The sequence below is a fragment of the Cellulosimicrobium sp. GQ32 genome, assembly GCF_059758455.1.
Map to the genome: position 1 here is coordinate 297395 of NZ_JCAXEP010000001.1, position 19333 is coordinate 316727.

Here is a 19333-nt window from a genome sequence, read left to right on the forward strand (position 1 = left end):
CGGGGATCCGTCAAGAAAGGGCGCGACCGTGGACTTCTGGGACTTCTTCTGGCTCCTCGTCTGGAGCTTCTTCTTCATCGCCTACCTCATCGTGCTCTTCCAGATCATCGCGGACCTGTTCCGCGACCGCGAGCTCTCGGGCTGGTGGAAGGCCGTGTGGATCATCTTCCTCGTCTTCCTGCCGATCCTGACGTCGCTCGTCTACCTCATCGCCCGTGGGCGCGGGATGGCGGAGAGGCAGGCGGCGGCCGTCGTCCAGGCGAAGCAGGACACCGACGCGTACATCCGTCAGGTCGCGAACACCTCGCCGGCCGAGCAGATCACGCACGCCAAGTCGCTCCTGGACTCCGGCGCGATCACGCCCGAGGAGTTCGCGCAGCTCAAGGCGAAGGCGCTCGCCTGACCGACCTCGCGTGACCGGACGGGCCGGCCGCACCCGCGTGCGGGTGCGGCCGGCCCGTCCCACGATCGAGGGATGACCCGCTTCGGCTACACCCTCATGACCGAGCAGTCCGGCCCGCGCGCGCTCGTCGAGCACGCGGTCGACGCGGAGCGCGTCGGCTTCGAGTTCGAGGTGATGAGCGACCACTACTTCCCGTGGCTCGACGCCCAGGGCCACTCCCCCTACGCCTGGTCCGTGCTCGGTGCCGTCGCCCAGGCGACGGAGCGCGTCGGGCTCATGACGTACGTGACCTGCCCTCTGCTGCGCTACCACCCGGCCGTGGTCGCGCAGAAGGCCGCGACGGTCGCCCTCCTCTCCGACGACCGCTTCACGCTCGGCCTCGGTGCCGGGGAGAACCTCAACGAGCACGTCGCGGGCGAGCGCTGGCCCGCGGTCGGCGAGCGGCACGACATGCTCGAGGAGGCCGTGGAGATCATCCGGTCCCTGCTCGACGGCGAGCGCCTCACGTTCGAGGGCGTGCACTACCGCGTCGACTCCGCGCGGCTCTGGGACCTCCCCGACGAGACCGTGGAGATCGGCGTCGCCGTCTCCGGCCCGCAGTCGATCGAGCGGTTCGCCCCGCTCGCCGACCACCTCGTGACCACCGAGCCCGACGCCGAGGTCGTCCGGCGATGGTCGGGGGTCCGGGACCGTGCGGACCTCGCGCCGTCGCGCGTCGTCGGGCAGATGCCGATCTGCTGGGACCCCGACGAGGACGTCGCGGTGGCCCGCGCGCACGAGCAGTTCCGCTGGTTCGGGGGTGGCTGGCACGTGAACGCCGACCTGCCGACGCCCGAGGCGTTCGAGGCCGCGAGCCAGTTCGTCCGGCCCGAGGACGTCGCGGAGTCGATCCCGTGCGGCCCGGACCTCGACCGGATCGTCGAGGCGGCGTCCGCGTGGTGGGAGGCGGGGTTCACCGACCTCGCGCTCGTCCAGGTGGGCGAGGTCGGGCAGCGCGAGTTCCTCGCGGATGCCGCGGGGCCGCTGCTGGAGAAGCTCCGCGCGGCGGCCCCGGCGACGTGAGCGGGCGTCAGGCGCGCGCCGCGGCCTCGGGCACGTAGGAGCCGCTCTCCAGCTCCTCGACCAGCGACCCCCGGACCGGGGTCCAGCCGAGCTCGGCCGCCCGGACGGCACGCGTCGCCTGGTCCAGCAGCAGCGCGTCCGCGAAGAGCGCCCCGAACCGCTCGCGGGTCGCCTCGACGGACTGCGGCACGACGACGCCGCCCAGCCCGGCGGCCCGGCTCGCCGCCTCGGTGAGCGCCCGGACCGTGGGGTGCTCCGCCGTCGTGCCGAGCAGGTGGCCGCGGGCCCCGTGCTCCAGCGCGAGCGCGTAGAGCACCGCGAGGTCGTCGACGTGCACGACCGACCAGTGCTGCGCGCCGTCGCCCACGAGCGCGAGGCCCGGGCCGTCCGGTCCGTCCACGCGCGGCGCCCCCGAGACGAGCGCGGGGATGCCGCGCCCGTCCCCGTAGACGACGCCGGGCGCGACGACCGACGCGACGACGTCCCGGGCGAGCAGCAGCTCCTCCACGGCGACGCGCCACGCGACGATCGCGGGCGGGTCGGTCGGCGAGGTCTCCGTCGCCGACCCGCTCCCCCACTTCCACACCCCGCTCGTGTGCACGAACGGCCTGGCCGTCCCTCCGAACGCGCGCGTGACCGCCTCGACGACCGCCCGGTCGAGGGTCTCGCTCGTCCCGTCGCCGGGTGCGGCGGCGTGGATCGCGCCGTCGGCCTTGTCGAGGACGGCGACGAGCGCGTCGGCGTCGTACGCGTCCACCTGGACGGGGGTCGCCCCGGCCGCGGCGACGGCCGCGGCGGACGCCTCGGACCGCACGAGCGCGGTCACCTCGTGCCCGCGGCCGCGCAGCTCTCGCAGCACGGCCGACCCGACGAACCCGGTCCCCCCGGTGAGCAGCACCTGCATGTCGTACCTCCCGTGTCATGGCCGGTCGGCGACCGGTCCGGACGGCACGGTATCTTCCAGGTACTGGTGACTTCACCGTGCCATACTTCCCCGGTGGATACCATGGCGAGCCGACCGCGCGGCGACGCCGCCGCCCACGTCTCGCGGAGCGGACGCGACGGTGGGGCCGACGGCGCACCCGACGTGTTCTCCGCCGACTGTCCGAGCAGGCTCGTCGTCGAGCGCATCGGCGACAAGTGGACGCTCCTCGTCTTCATGGCCCTGCGCCGGCGCGTCCTGCGCTTCGGGGAGCTGCGCGACCTCGTCGGCGTCGTCACGCCCAAGGTCCTGACCCAGACCCTGCGCTCGCTGGAGCGTGACGGCCTGGTCCAGCGCACGGTCTACGCCGAGGTGCCGCCGCGCGTCGAGTACGCGCTCACCGACCTCGGCCGGTCGCTCCTCGGCCCCATCGACGCGATCCGTGCCTGGTCGGAGGAGAACGGCGAGCGGATCGCCGCGTCACGGGCCGCCGCGAGCGACCGGGCCGGGACGTGAACGCCCGCCGTCGCACCCGGCCCCGACCGCCACGCCGGCAACCACCGCGCGACCCTCCCCTGCGCTGGTGGTCGGGACTCCTGCTCGCGGCGGTCCCCCTGGGGATCGGCGCCCTCCTGCTCCGCGCGTCGTGGGACGACCTCGCCGAGGGCGAGGAGATCGTGCCTGCCGTGCTGGTGCTCGCGTTCCTGCTCGCGTTCGCGGTCGGTGCCGTGTCGTTGGCCGTCCCCCGACGCCTCGGCGACCGCCTCTACGCGGTCGCGAAGGTCCTCGTCACGGGCACGGTCACCGTCTTCTTCGGCTGGCTCGTGATCGGCGGTCTGCTCGCCCCGGAGCTCGTCGCCACGGGGTCGGGCAACGGGCGCGCCCCGAGCACGCCCCTGGCCGCGCGGGTCACCGCGGTCATCGCCCTGGTCGCATTCGGGGGCGTCGCCGTCCAGGCGCTCGTCGACCGTCGCCGGCGCCGGCGACGCGGCCAGGAAGGCGGTCGCGCACCGCTCGGGAGCGGAGTGTTCTCCCGGGGGCGCCGCCGCTGAGGAAGGGCCGGCCCTGCGTGCGGGGCCGTGCGCGCGTCAGCCCTGAGGACGCAGCGCGATGACCATCGCCTCGACCGCGAGCAGCGGGGCGACGTTGCCCTCGAGCCGCTCGCGCGCGACACCGATCGCGTCCATCCGCCGCACGGTCTGCTCCGGCGTGGAGTCCTCGGCGATCGTGCGCACCGCCTCCGCGAGCTCGACGTTGACGAGCTCCACCTCAGCCCCGAGCTGCACGACGAGCACGTCGCGGTAGAGGGACAGCAGGTCGACCATCGCGCGGTCGAGCACGTCGCGCTGGTGCCGGGTCGCGCGCCGCTTCTGGTCCGCCTCGAGGTCGCGGAGCTGAGACCGCAGGCGGGGCGGGAGGGTCTCGCCGTCGGCGACGCCGAGCGCGCGCAGCAGCTCGGCCTTCTCGGCCGCGTCGCGCTCCTCGGTCGCGGCCTTCGCCTCGGCCTGCGCGAGGTCCACGAGCTCTCCCGCGGCCAGGACGGCGTCGCCCACCCCGCGGACCCGGCGCGCGAGCGAGAGCACGGACGTCCGCCGGTCCCGGGCGCCCGCGTCGCGGGCCAGCCGGCGCGCGAGCCCGATGTGGCTCTGCGCCGCGCGGGCGGAGACGAGCGCGACGTGCTCGTCCACCCCGTCGCGCTGGACCAGCAGCCCGGCCACGGCCTCGACCGGGGGCACGCGCAGCACGACGCCGCGGCACCTGGAACGGATGGTGACGAGCACGTCCTGCGGGCTCGGCGCGCAGAGGATCCATACCGTGTGGGGGGCGGGCTCCTCGATCGCCTTGAGCAGCACGTTCGTCGTGCGCTCGGCCATGCGGTCGGCGTCCTCGACGACGATCACGCGACGCCGGCCCTGCGACGGGCTGCGGCTCGCGACCGTCACGAGGTCGCGCACCTCGTCGATCTTGATCGTCACGAGCTCGGTCGCGACGAGCGTCACGTCGGGGTGCGTCCCGGCGAGCGTCGTGCGGCACGCCTGGCAGTGCCCGCACCCGCCCTGCTCGCACTGGAGCGCGGCGGCGAACGCGCGCGCGGCGTTCGAGCGGCCGGAGCCGGGCGGGCCGGTGAGCAGCCACGCGTGCGTCATCGCGGCGGGGTCGGTCGCGGCGGCGCGGAGCACCTCGACGGCCTGCTCCTGGCCGACGACGTCGTCCCAGACGGTCACGCGGCCCCGCTCCCCGTGGCCGGCCCGGCGCCGGAACCCGGCCCGAGGCCGAGACCCGGGGTGTACCCGATCGCGCTGTCGGAGTCGTCGAAGCCGTCGTCGGGCTCGGCCGCGATCGTGTCCTCCGCCTCCTCGACGACCGGGGTGAGCTCGAGCCGCGCGGCGACGTCGACCCGGATCTGCGCCTGGAGGTCGTCGATCGAGGCCGTCGCGTCGAGCACGACCCAGCGCTCCGGGTCCGCCGCCGCGCGCGCGAGGAACGCCTCCCGCGTGCGGCGGTGGAACTCCGCCCCGGCGCGCTCCAGGCGGTCGTGCTGCCGCCGGATCCGCGCGGAGGCGGCTGCCGGGTCGAGGTCGAGCAGGATCGTGACGTCCGGCATGAGGTCCTGCACGGCCCAGCGCGAGATGAGCTCGACCTCGTCCGCGCCGAGCTCGCGCCCGCCCGCCTGGTACGCGACCGACGAGTCGAGGTAGCGGTCCGTGACGACGATCGCGCCGCGCTCCAGGGCCGGCCGCACGAGGCTCGCGACGTGGTGCGCGCGGTCCGCGGCGTAGATGAGCGCCTCGGTGCGCGGGTCCATGTCCTGCCCGTGGAGCACCGCCGCCCGCAGCTCCTTGCCGAGCTCGGTGCCGCCGGGCTCGCGCGTCAGCACGACCTCGCGCCCCGTGAGCTCGCCGAGCCACTGCCCGAGCAGGCGCGACTGGGTGGACTTGCCCACGCCGTCGCCGCCCTCGAAGGAGATGAAGTACCCGGGTGCGCTCACGGCGTCCACCCTATCCGCGGCGTCGGACACGGGCCGCGGGCTAGCCTCGGGGCATGCCCGACCCCGCTGCCGCGCCCCGCCCCCTGCCCACCCCCGGCGTCGCGTTCGCCGGCCGCACGTTCGACGCCGTGCTGTTCGACATGGACGGCACGCTCATCGACTCGGTCCCGGCGGTCGACCGGAACTGGCGGCGCTGGGCCGCGGAGCACGGCCTGCCCGACCCCGAGGAGTTCCAGATCCAGCACGGCACCCCGGCGCGCACGCTCATCGCCGAGCTCCTGCCGGAGGACCGGGTCGAGTCGGCCTACGAGCGCATCCACACGCTCGAGCTCGAGGACAACGAGGGTGTGACGATCCTGCCCGGGACGCGGGACGCGCTGGCCGCCCTCCCCTCCGACAGGCGGGCGATCGTCACGTCCTGCACCCGCCCGCTCGCTGCCGCGCGCATGGCGGCGTCGGGTCTCGACGCGCCGTCGGTCGTGGTGACGGCGGACGACGTCGCGCGCGGCAAGCCCGACCCGGACCCTTTCCTGCTGGGCGCGGAGCGCCTCGGCGTGGACCCGGCACGGTGCCTCGTCGTGGAGGACGCCCCCGCGGGGATCGCCGCGGCCCGCGCGGCGGGCTGCGCGACCCTCGCCGTGACGGGCACCCACTCGGCCGCCGAGCTCGCGGAGGCATCCCCCGCACCCGACGCCCTGGCGACGGGGCTCGTGGCCGTGCGCTTCGCCGTCGGACCCGACGGCGTGCGCGTCACCGACGCCTGACTCTCGTCAGTAGACGCCCGCGCGCAGCGCGGCGGCGACGACCTTCGACGCCGCGGCGTGCACCTCGGCGAGCTCGTCGAGGCTGAGGCCCGTGGCCGCGACGATCGAGGGCGGGATGCGCTCGGCGTCGCGGCGGCGCGCGCGCCCCTCGGCGGTGAGGGTCACGCGGACCTGGCGACCGTCGTCGGGCGAGCGTGACCGGCGCACGTAGCCGAGCGCCTCGAGCCGCTTGAGGAGCGGCGAGAGCGTGCCGGCGTCGAGGTGCAGGCGCGCGGCGAGGTCGCCGACGGTCGACGTCGTGCCCGCGGCGTCGTCCTGCCAGAGCGCGAGGAGCACGAGGTACTGCGGGTGCGTGATGCCGAGCGGCTCGAGCAGGGGGCGGTAGAGCGCGACCATCCCGCGCGCGCCCGCGGAGAGCGCGAAGCAGACCTGGGCCTCGAGCGCGAGGGGGTCGGCGAACAGCGTGCCCGCGCCCCGCGCGCCCGTCCCGTCGACCTCGTCACCCGTCATGACGCCATGGTACCGAGGATCGCGCTATTCTTGGTACACCAATGATTGGTGCACCAATCATCTGACGAGACCTCAGCGGAGGACACCGTGGCGCGGAAGAACGACAGGCGCACGCTCGGCATGCGCATCACCGAGGGCTTCCTCCCGATCTTCGGCCCCGCCCAGGTCGGCCGCCAGGACGCCGACGGGCGCGGCGTCTCCGACGCGGAACGGGAGCGCGACCAGGAGCTCAAGACCCGCTTCGAGCGCGTGACGGGTCCCGACGGCCGCAGCTACGTCGTCGAGCACACCGACTGACCCCTCCCGCGAGATCGACCCGAGCGCCCCCGGATCGACCCTCCGTGGGCCGATCTCGAACGCTCGGGTCGATCTCGCGGCGGACCGGCTCACTCCCCCGGGTACACGACCCCGATCTGGCGGCGCACCTCGTCGAGCGTCCGCATGACCTCGAGCGTCGAGTCCCACGACATGCGCGGGCTCTGCGTCTCGCCCGCGGCGACACGGCGCGCGACCTCGGCCGCCTGGTACTGCTTGCCCTCGCCCGTGAAGCCGTCGTAGTACCAGGACGCGCCGTCGTGCCGGATCACGCGGAACGACGTCGGCGCGTAGAAGCTCCCCTCCACCTCGATGCGACCCGCCGTGCCCGAGATCACCGCGGCCGTCGCGGTGCGCGACCACAGCGTCGTCGAGAGCGTCGCCTGCGTGTCGCCGTAGCCGAGCACGACGCTCACCTGCCCGTCCACGCCCGTCTCGGTGAGCGAGCCCACCGCGGTGACCGACGACGGCACGCCCAGCAGGTCGTGCGCGAACGACACCGGGTACACGCCCAGGTCCAGCAACGCGCCGCCCGCGAGCTCCGGGGCGTAGAGGCGGTGCTCTGGGTCGAACGCGAACCACTGGCCGTGGTCGGCGCTGAGGTTGACGACGTCGCCGATCTCCCCGCGCGCGATCACCCCGCGCAGCGCGGCGACGTGCGGCAGGAACCGCGTCCACATGGCCTCCATGACGAACACGCCGGCCTCGCGCGCGGCGTCGAGCACCTCGACCGCCTCGGCCTCGTTGCGCGTGAACGCCTTCTCGACGAGCACGTGCTTGCCCGCGCGGATGGCGAGCAGCGCGTGCTCGTGGTGGTGCGAGTGCGGCGTCGCGACGTAGACGACGTCGACCTGCGGGTCCTCGACCAGCTCCTGGTAGCCGTGGTGCGTGGTCGGGACGCCGTGCGCGGTCGCGAAGCGCTCGGCGCGCACGCGGTCGCGGGACCCGACGGACGCGACGCGACCCTGCGTGTGCTGGCGCACGGCCTCCGCGAACGACGACGCGATGCCGCCCGCGCCGAGGATCCCCCAGCGGATCGGGGGTGCGGTGCGCGGGTCGGGGACCGTGCCGGTGACGTCGGCGGACAGGTCGGGGACGGGGTGGACGGCGGACCGGGCGGACTGCTCGGCGGGCGTCGGGGCGACGGTGCTCATGAGCCCACGCTATCCCGGTGGGATCGCTCCCACGGGCCTGGGTCCACGGATCGGCGCACCACGTGGTGCCCCACGACGACGAATCTCCCCCGCGCGGGTGGTGCGGTGCGCCGCGCACCGCGCCACGATGGGGACCATGACGTCCCCCGCGCCCCGGACCGACGCGCCGACCGACACCCCGGACACGCCCGAGGCGCGCGCGAGCGCTCGCGAGCTCGTCAAGGTCTACGGGTCCGGCACGACGGCGGTGCGCGCCCTCGACGGCGTCGACGTCGACTTCGCGCGCGGGCGGCTCACCGCGATCATGGGTCCGTCCGGCTCCGGGAAGTCGACGCTCATGCACTGCCTGGCGGGACTGGACTCACCGACGTCCGGCAGCGTCGTGATCGACGGCCAGGAGATCAGCCGCCTCTCGCAGCGCCGGCTCACGGCCCTGCGCCGCACGCGCGTCGGGTTCGTCTTCCAGGCCTACAACCTCGTGCCGACGCTCACCGCGGCGGAGAACATCACGCTGCCGCTCGACATCGCGCGCACGCACGTGGACCGGGCGTGGTTCGACGAGGTCGTCGACTCCGTCGGGCTGCGCGACCGCCTGCACCACCGGCCGTCCGAGCTGTCCGGCGGGCAGCAGCAGCGCGTCGCGTGCGCACGGGCGCTCGTCTCGCGGCCGTCGATCGTGTTCGCCGACGAGCCGACCGGGAACCTCGACTCGCGCTCGGCAGGCGAGGTCCTCGCGTTCCTGCGCCGGTCCGTGGACGAGCTCGACCAGACCGTCGTCATGGTCACGCACGACCCGCGCGCGGCGTCGTACGCGCACCGCGTCGTGTTCCTCGCCGACGGCCGACTCGCGGGTGAGCTGCACGACCCGTCGCAGCAGGACATCCTCGACGCGCTCGCGCTCGCGGCGGACGACGACGGCCCGCCGGCCGGTCCCCCCGGACCCGCCGGCGGGGGGTCCGCGGCTCCGGCCGGGCGCCACGCCGCGCCGGTCGACCCGGCATGATCCGCGTCGCGCTGCGGGGCGTGCGCGCGCACGTCGTGCGGTTCGTGCTCTCGGTGCTCGCCGTGACGCTCGGCGTCGCGTTCGTCGTCGGCACGTTCGCGTTCCGCGGCATGCTCTCCTCCACGTTCGACGACATCATCGCGACGACGCTCACCGCCGACGTCTACGTGCGCGGGTCGCAGGAGGTCACCGGCGACGCGGCCGGTCCGGGGGGCGGCGGGGGCGGCGGGAACGGGTTCGCGGGCGACCGCACGCTCGTCCCGGCCGACCTCGCGGCAGACGTCGAGGCGGTCGACGGCGTCGCGCGCGCCGTCCCGGACGTGTCCGGGCCGGTGGTCCTCGTCGCGGCCGACGGGACCGCCGTCGTGACGACGGGCCCGCCCAGCACCGCCTTCTCGATCGACCCCGAGGACCCGAGCCTCACGTTGCTCGACGGCGCCTGGCCCGCCGCGGGCGAGATCGTGCTCGAGCAGAGCGCGGCGGAGACGGCCGGGCTGACGACCGGCGACGAGACGACGGTCGTGCTGGGCGGCGAGCCGACGCCCGTGACCGTGTCCGGCGTCTTCGGGATCGAGGCCGCGGCGGCGGGCGCGGTGCTCGTCGGGATCGACGGCGAGACCGCCCGCGAGGTGTACGCGCCGGACGGCATGGTCCCGCAGCTCTCGGTCTGGGCGACTCCGTCGTCGGGCGAGGTCGACGAGGACGCGCTCGCGGAACGCGTGGGGGCCGTGCTGCCCGGCGGCGCCGAGGCCGTGACGGGAGAGCAGGCGCGCGCCGAGGCCAGCGAGGCCGTCGAGGAGGTGCTCGGGTTCGTCGAGACGTTCCTGCTCGTCTTCGCCGCGATCGCGCTCTTCGTCGGGGCGTTCATCATCGCCAACACGTTCGCCATGTCGGTGCGGGAGCGGCTGCGCGAGCTCGCGCTGCTGCGCGCGCTCGGTGCGTCGCCCGGCCAGGTGTTCACCTCGGTGCTGGTGCAGGCGCTCGTCGTCGGGCTCGTGGGCGGCGGCCTCGGCGTCCTGGCCGGCGCGGGGCTCGTGCGCGTCATCCGCTGGGGGCTCGCGCTCGCCGGCATGGAGTTCTCCGGCCGCGTGCCGCTGGGCACGCCGCAGGTCGTGGCGGCGGTCGTGCTCGGGGCGGTCGTCAGCGTGCTCGCGGCCGTCCTGCCCGCGCGACGCGCCGCGGCGATCCCGCCGGTCCAGGCGATGCGCGACGACGTCGCCCCGGAGCGTGGGACCGGCGTCCGGGCGGTGGGCGGGATCGTGCTCGTCGCGGCGGGCGCCGGGGTCCTGTGGCTCGCGTCTTTCCTCGGGTCGTCGGTCGCCGACACCCCGACCGGCTGGGCGTGGGTCGACGACCTGAGCCCGCGCGTGCTGCTCGGCGTCGGCGCGGGGCTCGTGCTCGTCGGCGTGCTCGTCGGGTCCCCGGCCGTCGCGCGCGGCGTCCTCACCGTGCTCGCGTGGCCGCTCGTCGTCGCGCTGCGACCGCTCGGTCGCCTCGCGCGCGGCAACGTGACGCGCAACCCGCGCCGCACGGCGAGCACCGCGGGCGCGCTGCTCATCGGCATGGCGCTCGTGTCCGTCACGGGCGTCATCGCCGCCTCGACCCAGGCGTCCGTGCGCAGCATCGTCGAGAACGAGGTGCGGGCCGACCTCGTCGTCGACTCCGCGACGCTCGTCGTCCCCGAGGGCGCCGTCGAGGCGGTGGCCGCGACGCCCGGCGCCGCCGTCGTCGACACCGTTCGGCTCGGGCTCGCGCCCGTCGCGACGGTCGGCACCTCGGAGAGCGGGACGCCCGGGTCCGACGACGAGCAGGACGACGGGTCGGGCGACGAGTCAGGCGCCGAGGCGCGTGGGACCGACGTGGCCGGCGTGCCCGCGGGCTTCTTCGACACCGCACTCGACCCCGTGGCCCTCGCGGGAGACCCGACGGCGACGCTCGAGGCGGGGGACGTCGTCGTGCACCGGCGCACCGCGCGCGAGCGCGGCTGGGAGGTGGGCGACACGCTGCGCCTCGGCGAGGGCGCCGCCGCGGTCGAGGCGCGCGTGGGCGCGGTGATCGACAGCCAGCTCGTCGGGACCGGCATCCTCGTGCGCGACGACGTGTTCGACGCCGTGGTGCCCGCCGCGCAGGCGAGCGTCCGGATCGTCTACGTGTCGGCGACGGAGGGGGCGACGCCGGCGGAGGTCGAGGAGCTGAGCGCGGCGCTGACGACCGCCGTCGAGCCGTTCCTCGTCGTCACCGTGCTCGACCGCGAGGAGACCGCGTCGGCGTTCGCCGACCAGGTGAACCAGGTGCTCGTCATCCTCTACGCACTGCTCGCGCTGTCGATCGTCATCGCGCTGCTCGGCATCGTCAACACGCTCGCCCTGTCGATCATCGAGCGCACGCGCGAGATCGGGCTGCTGCGCGCCGTCGGGCTCGGGCGGCTCCAGCTCGCAGGCGTCATCGCGATCGAGTCTGTGCTGACCGCGGTCTACGGGACGGTGCTGGGCGTCGCGACGGGCATCGGGATCGGCGCCGCGTTGCCCGGCGTGCTCGCCGACGAAGGCCTGAGCACGCTCGCCGTCCCGTGGGGCCAGGTGCTCGCGATCCTCGGCGTCGCCGTGGTGATCGGGCTCGTCGCGAGCGTGTGGCCCGCGATCCGCGCCGCCCGCCTCCCCGTTCTCGACGCGGTCACGGTCGACTGACCCAGATCCCCGCTGAGGGCATGAAGGCGTCGCGGTCCGGGCCCCCGGACGCGACGGGGTCGTGCACTCAGCGAGCGGGGACGGGGTGCGGGGACGGGGCGCGGTAGCGGCGGAGCGGGGCGTTGCGCCAGGCGACCAGGCCGACGACCGCGCTCGCTGCCAGTCCGCCCACCACCAGGGCGACCGGGGCGGACGTGAGCGACGCGAGCACGCCGCCGCGGAAGTTGCCGACCTCCGGTCCCGCCACGCCCACGACGTGCTCGACCGACGACACGCGACCGCGGAAATCGTCCGGCGTCTCGAGCTGGACGAGCGCGCCGCGGGTCACCACGCTCACCGTGTCGGCCGCGCCCGCCACCGCGAGGCATGCGAGCGCGAGCCCCAGCGGGCCCGCGAGGCCGAACCCCGCGAGCGCGACGCCCCACGTCGCGGCCGCGGCGAGCTGGAGCGCGCCCGCCCGCGGAGCCCGGGTCACCGCGCCCGAGAGCAGACCCGCCCCGATGCCGCCCACCGCGACGGCGGACAGGAACAGGCCCAGCGTGCGCGGGTCGCCGTCGAACCGGAGCTCGTTGACGAGCGGGAAGAGCGAGATCGGCATCGCGAGCACGGTCGCCGCGACGTCGGTCGCGAACGAACCGCGCAGCGTCGGCTTGCGCCACACGATCCACCACCCGCCCGCGGCGGCCCGACGGCGCGGCGCGGGCGCGGCAGCCGGCGCGCCCGTCGCCAGGGTCTCGACCAGGGGTTGCGTCCCCACCGCACGGTCGTCGCCGGGAGCGCCGCCGGGGACGACGGCAGCCACCGCGTCGGACGGTGCCGGAGGCGTCGCTGGCGGGCTGCCCGGCGGGAGCGGCGGGAGGCGCACGAGCCCGAGCAGCGCGACGAGCGCCGCCACGGCCTGCAGCCCGTACGCCGCCGGGAGGTCCCAGCGCGCGAGCACCAGACCGGCGAGCGCGGGGCCCACGAGCATCGCGACCTGGAACGCGAGGTTCTGGAGCGCGAGGCCCGCGGCGACCTGGTCGGGCGGGAGGAGGCGCGGCGGCACCGTGCGCCGGGCCGGGGAGCCGAGCGCGTTGCACGCCGCGCCGAGGCTCACGAGGCCGAGGAGCAGCCACACCGACGCGTTGCCCGCGAGGGCCTGGGCGACGAGCCCCACGGCGGCCAGCACCTGGCCCGCAGCGGCGAGCCGCATGATCGTGCGGCGGTCGTGGACGTCGGCGAGGTGACCGCCGACGAGCCCGAGCGTCAGGAGCGGGACGGCCGTGGCGAGCCCGATCGTGCCCGTCCACAGCGGGCTGTGCGTGAGCTCCCAGACCTGGAGCAGGACGGCGACGTTCGCGACCTGGAACCCCAGCCCGCCGACGGCGGACCCGGCCCAGAGGTCGCGGTACGCGCGGCTGGCGCGCAGGGGGCGGACGTCGAGGACGTGGCGGCGCACGTCAGCGGTCCTCAGGCGGGGCGGCGCGCAGGTCGGGCCCGACGGGCTCGGCGGGCAGCGGGTAGCCCGCCGCGTCGAGCCGCTCCACGAGGCGGTCGCGCAGCGAGCGGCGCGCGAGGACACGCTCGAGCTCGACCACGACGGCGCTCAACGCGTGCGGCAGCTCGTCGTCGACCTCGGCGACGGACTCCTCCGTCGCGCGCCACTCCGCCTCGAGGAGCGGGACGAGCGCGCGAGCCTTGTCGGTGAGCGCGACCCGGCGCGTCCGGGCGTCCGGGCCGGGCTCGGTCTCGACCAGTCCCTCGCGCCGCATCGCCGTGACGGTCTGGCTCATCGCCGAGTGCGTCCGCCCGAGGGACTCCGCGAGGTCACGGATGGTCAGCGGACCGGTGTGCGCGAGCCGGATCAGCGGGTACACGAACCGCGAGCGCACGCCCTCGATGCCGCGGTCGGTGTAGACCGTGCCGATCTCGTCGTCGAGCCGCCGCAGCAGCGCGTGCAGGGCGTCCCAGCGCCCGGGCACCGTGGTCGGGTCGATTGGTGTCATAGCACTGTTATAACAGCACTCATGGATTTTCCTCTACCGTCGGCATCTAGGTTGTGCTGCTAACTAGATAGCCGTACTGTCTAGCCATGGACTTCGCCGAGCGCCTGGACCGCGAGCTGCTGCGCGGCGTCCTCCCCCTGTGCACGCTCGCAGTCGTCGCCGCGGAGGGGCCGACCTACGGATACGCGATCACGCAGTCGCTCGCGTCCGGAGGGCTCGGCGGGGTCAAGGGCGGCACGCTCTACCCGCTCCTCCAGCGCCTCGAGGACGACGGCCTTGTCACCACGTCCTGGCGTGAGGGCGACCGCGGGCCGAGCCGCAAGTACTACGCGGTCACCGACGGCGGCCGCGCGGCCCTCCGCGCAGCCGCGAACCGCTGGGAAGCCCTCACAGCCTCCGCGATCACCCTCCTCGCGGCGGGCGGTGACGGGTCTGCGGACGTCGCGGCGAGAGCGCCCACCTCGGGGACGGGCCACGACGGCCCGGCGCTCCCACCCACCACCGCCGCCGCCGGCGAGACCGCCGCAGCGAGGTCCGCCCGGACCCCGCCCGTCGAGAGGACGTCCCGATGAACGACCGCAGCAGGTTCGCGACCGAGGAACGGTTCGCGCCGCACGTCGACCCACGCTGGGCCGAGGGGCTCCTCCTCGAGCTGCGCCTCCAGGGCGTCGCCGGAGCGCGCATCGGCGCGGTGCTCGCCGAGGTGGACGCGCACGTCGTCGACTCCGGCGAGACCGCACAAGAGGCGTTCGGCGATCCCGTCGCCTACGCGCGCTCGCTCGACCTGCCCGAGGACCCCGCGCAGTCGCGCTCCTCGATCGGACGTACGGTCGCCGCGTCCGCCGTGCAGACGGTCGGGACGCTCGGCGTGCTGTGGTCGCTGCGGCCCGCGCTGGACGGCACCGCGCTCGTGGTCCCGGCGGGGATGCTCCTCGTCCTCGTCGCCGCGCTCGCGGGCTTCGTCGCGCTGTGGCGTGCCGGAGACAGCCTGCTGCGCGCGGCACTCGCGCGCCCGGTGCTCACCGTCCTGGGGAACCTGGTCGTGACGGGGGTGCTCGTCACCGTCGCGGTCTCGCTGCGCTCGCCGGTCACGACCCTGCCGGCGGTCCCCGTGCTGGTCACGGCCGCGCTCGCGCTCGCCATCGGGACCGTCTGGGGCCTGCGTGAGCAGGGCTCCGGCGACCCGGTCGTCGGTCCTCTCGAGGGCGCTCCGCGCGCCCGCACCCACTCCGCCGGCCGGTGGGGAGTCATGCTCCTGCCCATCACGACGGTCGTGCTCGGCACGGTCACGCTGCTCGCTCGCTGACCGGCCGGGACCAAGGTCACGCGTCCCGGCGTCCCGGTGGTGGTCGCCCTGGTCGCGTGACACGGTGGAGATGGCCGGCGGGCACCGGCCTCGCACGGCTGCGGCGCGCCCGACGGCGACCCACCGACTCCACAGGAGGCCACGATGTCCGAGGTTCCCGTCCGCACGCTCATCAGCCCGCTGCGCTACGTCCAGGCCCGCGGTGCGCTCACGCGGCTCGGCGAGTTCGTCCGCCCGATCGGCACGAAGCCGCTGCTCGTCGCCGACGACGTCGTGTGGGGCATCGTCCAGGACACGGTCGCCGTGTCCTTCCAGGAGCAGGACCTCCCCCGCCACCGCACCGGGTTCGGCACCTACGCCACCGCCGCGGAGGTCGAGCGGCTCGCGCGCGAGATCGACGAGCTCGGCGCCGACGTGATCGTCGGCATCGGCGGCGGCTCGACCATCGACGCGGTGAAGGCCGCGGGCCACCTGCGCGGCATCCGCTGGGTCTCCGTGCCGACGGTCGCGTCCACCGACGCCCCGTGCTCCGCCCTGTCCGTCATCTACACCGAGGACGGCGCGTTCGAGGAGTACCGGTTCTTCCCGCACAACCCGGACCTCGTGCTCGTCGACACGGGCCTCGTCGCGAACGCTCCCGTGAAGTTCCTCGTCGCCGGCGTCGGTGACGCGCTCGCGACATGGATCGAGGCGCGCGCCGTCGCCGAGGCGAACGCGTCGACCATGGCCGGTGGTCTTCCCCTCGTCACGGGCACGGCGCTCGCGCAGCTCTCCTGGGACATCCTGTGGGAGAACGCGCTGCCCGCGATCGACGCCGTCGCGGACCACCTCGTGACGCCCGCCGTCGAGAAGGTCGTCGAGGCGAGCACGCTCCTGTCCGGGCTGGGCTTCGAGTCCGGCGGCCTCGCGGCGGCGCACGCCATCCACAACGGCCTCACCGCCGCACCCCAGACGCACGGGCTCACGCACGGCCAGAAGGTGAACATCGGCTCCGTCACACAGCTCGTGCTGGAGGGCGCGCCCACCGAGGAGATCGAGGAGTTCGTGCGCTTCACGACGCGCGTCGGCCTGCCGAACACGCTCACCGAGATCGGGCTGACCGCCGACGACGTCCAGGACCTCCAGCGCGTCGCGGAGGCCGCCACCGCGGAGGGCGAGACGATCCACGCGATGCCGTTCCCGGTGCGCGTCCCGGAGCTCGTGGACGCCCTCCGCTCCATCGAGGGCTTCTCCCGCCGCGTCCGCGCCGAGGCCGGCCTCCCCGAGCCGGTCAAGCACGCCGCGCACTGACCCTCGCCCTCCCCCGCCGACCAGGTGGTGATGGCGCGTCCGGTGGGCCGGACGAGCCACCACCACCTGCTCGGCGGGAGGGCTGCTACTTCTTGGCGGCCGTCTTCTTCGCGGCGGGCTTGCGGGTCGTGGTGCGCTTCTTGGCCGGGCCCTGCGCGCGCTTCTCGGCGAGCAGCTCGATCGCGCGCTCGGGCGTGATCGACTCAGGTGTGACGTCGCGCGGGAGGGTGCGGTTCGTCTCGCCGTCGGTGACGTACGCGCCGAAGCGGCCGTCCTTGACGACGATCGGCTTGCCGCTGTTCGGGTCGTCGCCGAGCTCGCGCAGGGGCGGGGTCGCGGCGCGCTGGCCGCGGCCGCGCTTGGGCTGCTTGTAGAGCTCGATCGCCTCGTCGAGCGTGACGGTGAACATCGACTCCTCGTCGGGCAGCGAGCGCGAGTCGGTGCCCTTCTTGAGGTACGGGCCGTAGCGGCCGTTCTGCGCCGTGATCTCCTCGCCGGACTCGGGGTCGGTCCCGACGACGCGCGGCAGCGACAGCAGGCGCAGCGCGTCGTCGATCGTGATCGTGTCGAGCGTCTGCGTCTTGAGCAGCGACGCGGTGCGCGGCTTGGGCTGCGCGGCCTTGGCCTTCTTCTGCGCGGCGGCGGACAGGCTCGTGTCGATGGGCGGGAGGTCGAGCACCTCGGTGACGTACGGGCCGTAGCGGCCCGCCTTGGCGACGATCTCGTGCCCGGACACGGGGTCGGTACCGAGCACCTTGCCGTCGTCCGCGCCGGCCGCGAGGAGCTCGCGTGCCTTGGCGACCGTCAGCTCGTCGGGGGCGACGTCGTCGGGCACGGACGCGCGCGGCGGGTTCTCCCCCTCCTTGACGGGGACGGACAGGTCCTCCACGTACGGCCCGTAGCGCCCGACCCGGAGCTGGATGCCCTCGCCGATCGGCACCGAGTTGATGCCGCGCGCGTCGATGTCGCCGAGGTTCGCGACGAGGTCGCGCAGGCCCTCGGCGTCCTCGCCCTTCGCGGCGTCGCCGAAGTAGAACTCCGTGAGCCACGCGACGCGGTCGCGACGTCCGGCCGCGATCTCGTCGAGGTCGGCCTCCATGCGCGCGGTGAAGTCGTAGTCGACGAGCCGGTCGAAGTGCTCCTCGAGCAGCCGCACGACGGCGAACGCGAGCCAGCTCGGCACGAGCGCCTGCCCGCGCGACAGCACGTACCCGCGGTCCTGGATCGTCGAGATCGTCGACGCGTACGTCGAGGGTCGCCCGATGCCCAGCTCCTCGAGCGCCTTGACGAGGCTGGCCTCGGTGTACCGCGGCGGCGCGGACGTGGAGTGTCCGTCGGCGGTGAGGTCGTCGGCGCGCAGGGAGTCGCCCTCGCTCATCTGCGGCAGGCGCGCCTCGTCGCCCCCCTTGGCCCCGACGACGGGCGCGTCCTCGGCGTACCGGTCGACGTCCGAGCTCTCCTCGTACGCGGCGAGGAAGCCGCGGAACGTGATGACGGTGCCCGACGCGGCGAACACCGCGTCGCGACCCGCGACGTCGCCCGCGGCGGCCGAGAGGGTCGCGCCGAGGCGGACCGACGCGGTCGACCCCTTGGCGTCGGCCATCTGCGACGCGACGGTGCGCTTCCACACGAGCTCGTAGAGCTTGAACTGGTCGTCGCTCAGCTCGCGCTTGACCTGCGCGGGGGTGCGGAACGAGTCGCCCGCGGGACGGATCGCCTCGTGCGCCTCCTGGGCGCCCTGGTTCTTCGCGGCGTAGACGCGGGGCTTCTCGGGGACGAACTCGGGGCCGTAGAGCTCGGCGGCCTGGCGGCGGGCGGCCGTGGTGGCCTCGGCCGACAGCGACGGCGAGTCCGTACGCATGTAGGTGATGTAGCCGTTCTCGTACAACGACTGCGCGGTCCGCATCGCCTGGCGTGACGACATGCGCAGCTTGCGGCTCGCCTCCTGCTGGAGGGTCGACGTCGTGAACGGCGCCGCGGGACGGCGCGTGTACGGCTTGGTGTCGAGCGAGCGCACGGCGAACGCGGCGTCCGCGAGGCCGGCCACGACCGCGCGGGCCGTCGCCTCGTCGAGGTGGGCGACGCCGTCGCGCACCGCCGCGGCCTTGAGCTGCCCGCGGTCGTCGAAGTCGCGGCCCGACGCGACGCGCGCGTCGCCGACCTGCACGAGACGGGCTCCGAACGCCTTCCCCGCGTCCGGGGCAGAGGCGTCCGCGTGCTCGAACGTGCCGGTGACGTCCCAGTACTCCGCGGCGACGAACGCCATGCGCTCGCGCTCCCGCTCGACCACGAGGCGCGTCGCGACCGACTGCACACGACCGGCCGAGAGGCCCTGCGCGATCTTGCGCCACAGCACCGGCGAGACCTCGTAGCCGTACAGGCGGTCGAGGATGCGGCGCGTCTCCTGCGCGTCGACGAGGTGCTCGTCGAGGTCGCGCGTGTTCTGGAGCGCCCGCTGGATCGCCTCGCGCGTGATCTCGTGGAACACCATGCGCTTGACGGGGACCTTGGGCTTGAGCGCCTCGAGGAGGTGCCAGGCGATGGCCTCGCCCTCGCGGTCCTCATCGGTCGCGAGGTAGAGCTCGTCGGCGTCCTTGAGCGCGCGCTTGAGCTCCGCGACCTTCTTCTTCTTGTCCGCGTAGACCTCGTAGTACGGGTCGAACCCGTGGTCGACGTCCACGGCGAACTTGCCGTACGGGCCCTTCTTCATGTCCGCGGGCAGCTCGGACGGCTGCGGCAGGTCGCGGATGTGCCCGACGCTCGCCTCGACCTCGTAGTCGTCGCCGAGGTAGCCCTGGATCTTTCGAGCCTTGGCGGGCGACTCGACGATCACGAGCTTGCGTGGCATCCGATCCTGCTTTCGTCCGTGCGTACGTGTCCGTGGCGGGCGCTCCCCGCCCGACGGGGCCGGGCACCACCCGGGGCGCGCCCGGTGCGTCGTGG

Annotated in this window: 19 protein-coding genes; 11 read left to right on the top strand and 8 right to left on the bottom strand. The window is 74.8% G+C overall.

Going from position 1 to position 19333, the window contains the following annotated elements; genetic code table 11:
* Positions 1–28: 28 nt before the first annotated feature.
* Positions 29–403, top strand: coding sequence for an SHOCT domain-containing protein (locus AC6CH9_RS01160; RefSeq protein WP_498153263.1), 375 nt, complete (start codon positions 29–31; stop codon positions 401–403).
* A 72-nt stretch (positions 404–475) separates the two neighbouring features.
* Positions 476–1465, top strand: coding sequence for a TIGR03557 family F420-dependent LLM class oxidoreductase (locus AC6CH9_RS01165; protein WP_498153264.1), 990 nt, complete (start codon positions 476–478; stop codon positions 1463–1465).
* A gap of 7 nt (positions 1466–1472) precedes the next feature.
* Here the strand turns inward: AC6CH9_RS01165 and AC6CH9_RS01170 are convergent, their stop codons facing one another.
* A complete protein-coding gene (locus AC6CH9_RS01170; protein ID WP_498153265.1) occupies positions 1473–2369 on the bottom strand; it encodes an NAD-dependent epimerase/dehydratase family protein in 897 nt (298 codons plus the stop codon).
* Positions 2370–2471: 102 nt separating this feature from the next.
* Here AC6CH9_RS01170 and AC6CH9_RS01175 point away from each other — a divergent pair, with 102 nt between their 5' ends.
* Positions 2472–2903: a winged helix-turn-helix transcriptional regulator gene (locus AC6CH9_RS01175; RefSeq protein ID WP_498153266.1), complete on the top strand. Its 432-nt coding sequence runs from the start codon at positions 2472–2474 to the stop codon at positions 2901–2903.
* Entirely contained in the window at positions 2900–3439 is a 540-nt protein-coding gene (locus AC6CH9_RS01180; RefSeq protein WP_498153267.1) for a hypothetical protein, read from the top strand. Before AC6CH9_RS01175 ends, AC6CH9_RS01180 begins: the two co-directional genes overlap by 4 nt.
* A 36-nt stretch (positions 3440–3475) precedes the next feature.
* On the opposite strand, the gene AC6CH9_RS01185 is transcribed toward AC6CH9_RS01180, so the two are convergent.
* Positions 3476–4612 (bottom strand): DNA polymerase III subunit delta', encoded by a 1137-nt coding sequence (locus tag AC6CH9_RS01185; protein WP_498153268.1) that lies wholly within the window; start codon positions 4610–4612, stop codon positions 3476–3478.
* Positions 4609–5376 carry a dTMP kinase gene (tmk, locus tag AC6CH9_RS01190; protein ID WP_498153269.1) on the bottom strand — a complete coding sequence of 256 codons (768 nt, stop codon included), beginning with the start codon at positions 5374–5376 and terminating at the stop codon, positions 4609–4611. Before tmk ends, AC6CH9_RS01185 begins: the two co-directional genes overlap by 4 nt.
* Before the next feature lie 53 nt (positions 5377–5429).
* On the opposite strand from tmk, the gene AC6CH9_RS01195 reads away from it, so the two are divergent.
* Complete coding sequence (locus AC6CH9_RS01195; RefSeq protein WP_498153270.1) at positions 5430–6140, top strand: HAD-IA family hydrolase; 711 nt, start codon at positions 5430–5432, stop codon at positions 6138–6140.
* A gap of 6 nt (positions 6141–6146) precedes the next feature.
* On the opposite strand, the gene AC6CH9_RS01200 is transcribed toward AC6CH9_RS01195, so the two are convergent.
* Positions 6147–6650 carry a MarR family winged helix-turn-helix transcriptional regulator gene (locus AC6CH9_RS01200; RefSeq protein WP_498153271.1) on the bottom strand — a complete coding sequence of 168 codons (504 nt, stop codon included), beginning with the start codon at positions 6648–6650 and terminating at the stop codon, positions 6147–6149.
* Between the two features lie 87 nt (positions 6651–6737).
* Here AC6CH9_RS01200 and AC6CH9_RS01205 point away from each other — a divergent pair, with 87 nt between their 5' ends.
* Positions 6738–6947: a hypothetical protein gene (locus AC6CH9_RS01205; protein WP_047231422.1), complete on the top strand. Its 210-nt coding sequence runs from the start codon at positions 6738–6740 to the stop codon at positions 6945–6947.
* An 89-nt stretch (positions 6948–7036) separates the two neighbouring features.
* Here the strand turns inward: AC6CH9_RS01205 and AC6CH9_RS01210 are convergent, their stop codons facing one another.
* A complete protein-coding gene (locus AC6CH9_RS01210) occupies positions 7037–8119 on the bottom strand; it encodes a Gfo/Idh/MocA family protein (RefSeq protein ID WP_498153272.1) in 1083 nt (360 codons plus the stop codon).
* A 127-nt stretch (positions 8120–8246) separates the two neighbouring features.
* Between AC6CH9_RS01210 and AC6CH9_RS01215 the strand changes: the two genes are divergently transcribed.
* Entirely contained in the window at positions 8247–9122 is an 876-nt protein-coding gene (locus tag AC6CH9_RS01215; protein WP_498153273.1) for an ABC transporter ATP-binding protein, read from the top strand.
* Entirely contained in the window at positions 9119–11809 is a 2691-nt protein-coding gene (locus AC6CH9_RS01220; protein ID WP_498153274.1) for an ABC transporter permease, read from the top strand. The genes AC6CH9_RS01215 and AC6CH9_RS01220 overlap by 4 nt, the downstream gene beginning before the upstream one ends.
* Positions 11810–11876: 67 nt before the next feature.
* Here AC6CH9_RS01220 and AC6CH9_RS01225 read toward each other — a convergent pair whose 3' ends face one another.
* Positions 11877–13247 (bottom strand): MFS transporter, encoded by a 1371-nt coding sequence (locus AC6CH9_RS01225; RefSeq protein WP_498153275.1) that lies wholly within the window; start codon positions 13245–13247, stop codon positions 11877–11879.
* Position 13248: 1 nt separating this feature from the next.
* A complete protein-coding gene (locus tag AC6CH9_RS01230) occupies positions 13249–13794 on the bottom strand; it encodes a MarR family winged helix-turn-helix transcriptional regulator (RefSeq protein WP_498153276.1) in 546 nt (181 codons plus the stop codon).
* Between the two features lie 86 nt (positions 13795–13880).
* Between AC6CH9_RS01230 and AC6CH9_RS01235 the strand changes: the two genes are divergently transcribed.
* The 3 genes from AC6CH9_RS01235 (at position 13881) to AC6CH9_RS01245 (ending at position 16390) form a co-directional block, all read left to right on the top strand.
* The gene (locus tag AC6CH9_RS01235; protein ID WP_498153277.1) at positions 13881–14366 is read left to right on the top strand and encodes a PadR family transcriptional regulator; all 486 of its coding nucleotides are present in this window, start codon (positions 13881–13883) and stop codon (positions 14364–14366) included.
* On the top strand, positions 14363–15100 hold the full coding sequence (locus AC6CH9_RS01240) for a hypothetical protein (protein ID WP_498153278.1): 738 nt from the start codon (positions 14363–14365) through the stop codon (positions 15098–15100). The genes AC6CH9_RS01235 and AC6CH9_RS01240 overlap by 4 nt, the downstream gene beginning before the upstream one ends.
* A 144-nt stretch (positions 15101–15244) precedes the next feature.
* Positions 15245–16390, top strand: coding sequence for a glycerol dehydrogenase (locus AC6CH9_RS01245; RefSeq protein WP_498153279.1), 1146 nt, complete (start codon positions 15245–15247; stop codon positions 16388–16390).
* A gap of 85 nt (positions 16391–16475) precedes the next feature.
* Here the strand turns inward: AC6CH9_RS01245 and topA are convergent, their stop codons facing one another.
* Entirely contained in the window at positions 16476–19238 is a 2763-nt protein-coding gene (gene topA, locus AC6CH9_RS01250; protein ID WP_498153280.1) for a type I DNA topoisomerase, read from the bottom strand.
* Positions 19239–19333 lie beyond the last annotated feature (95 nt).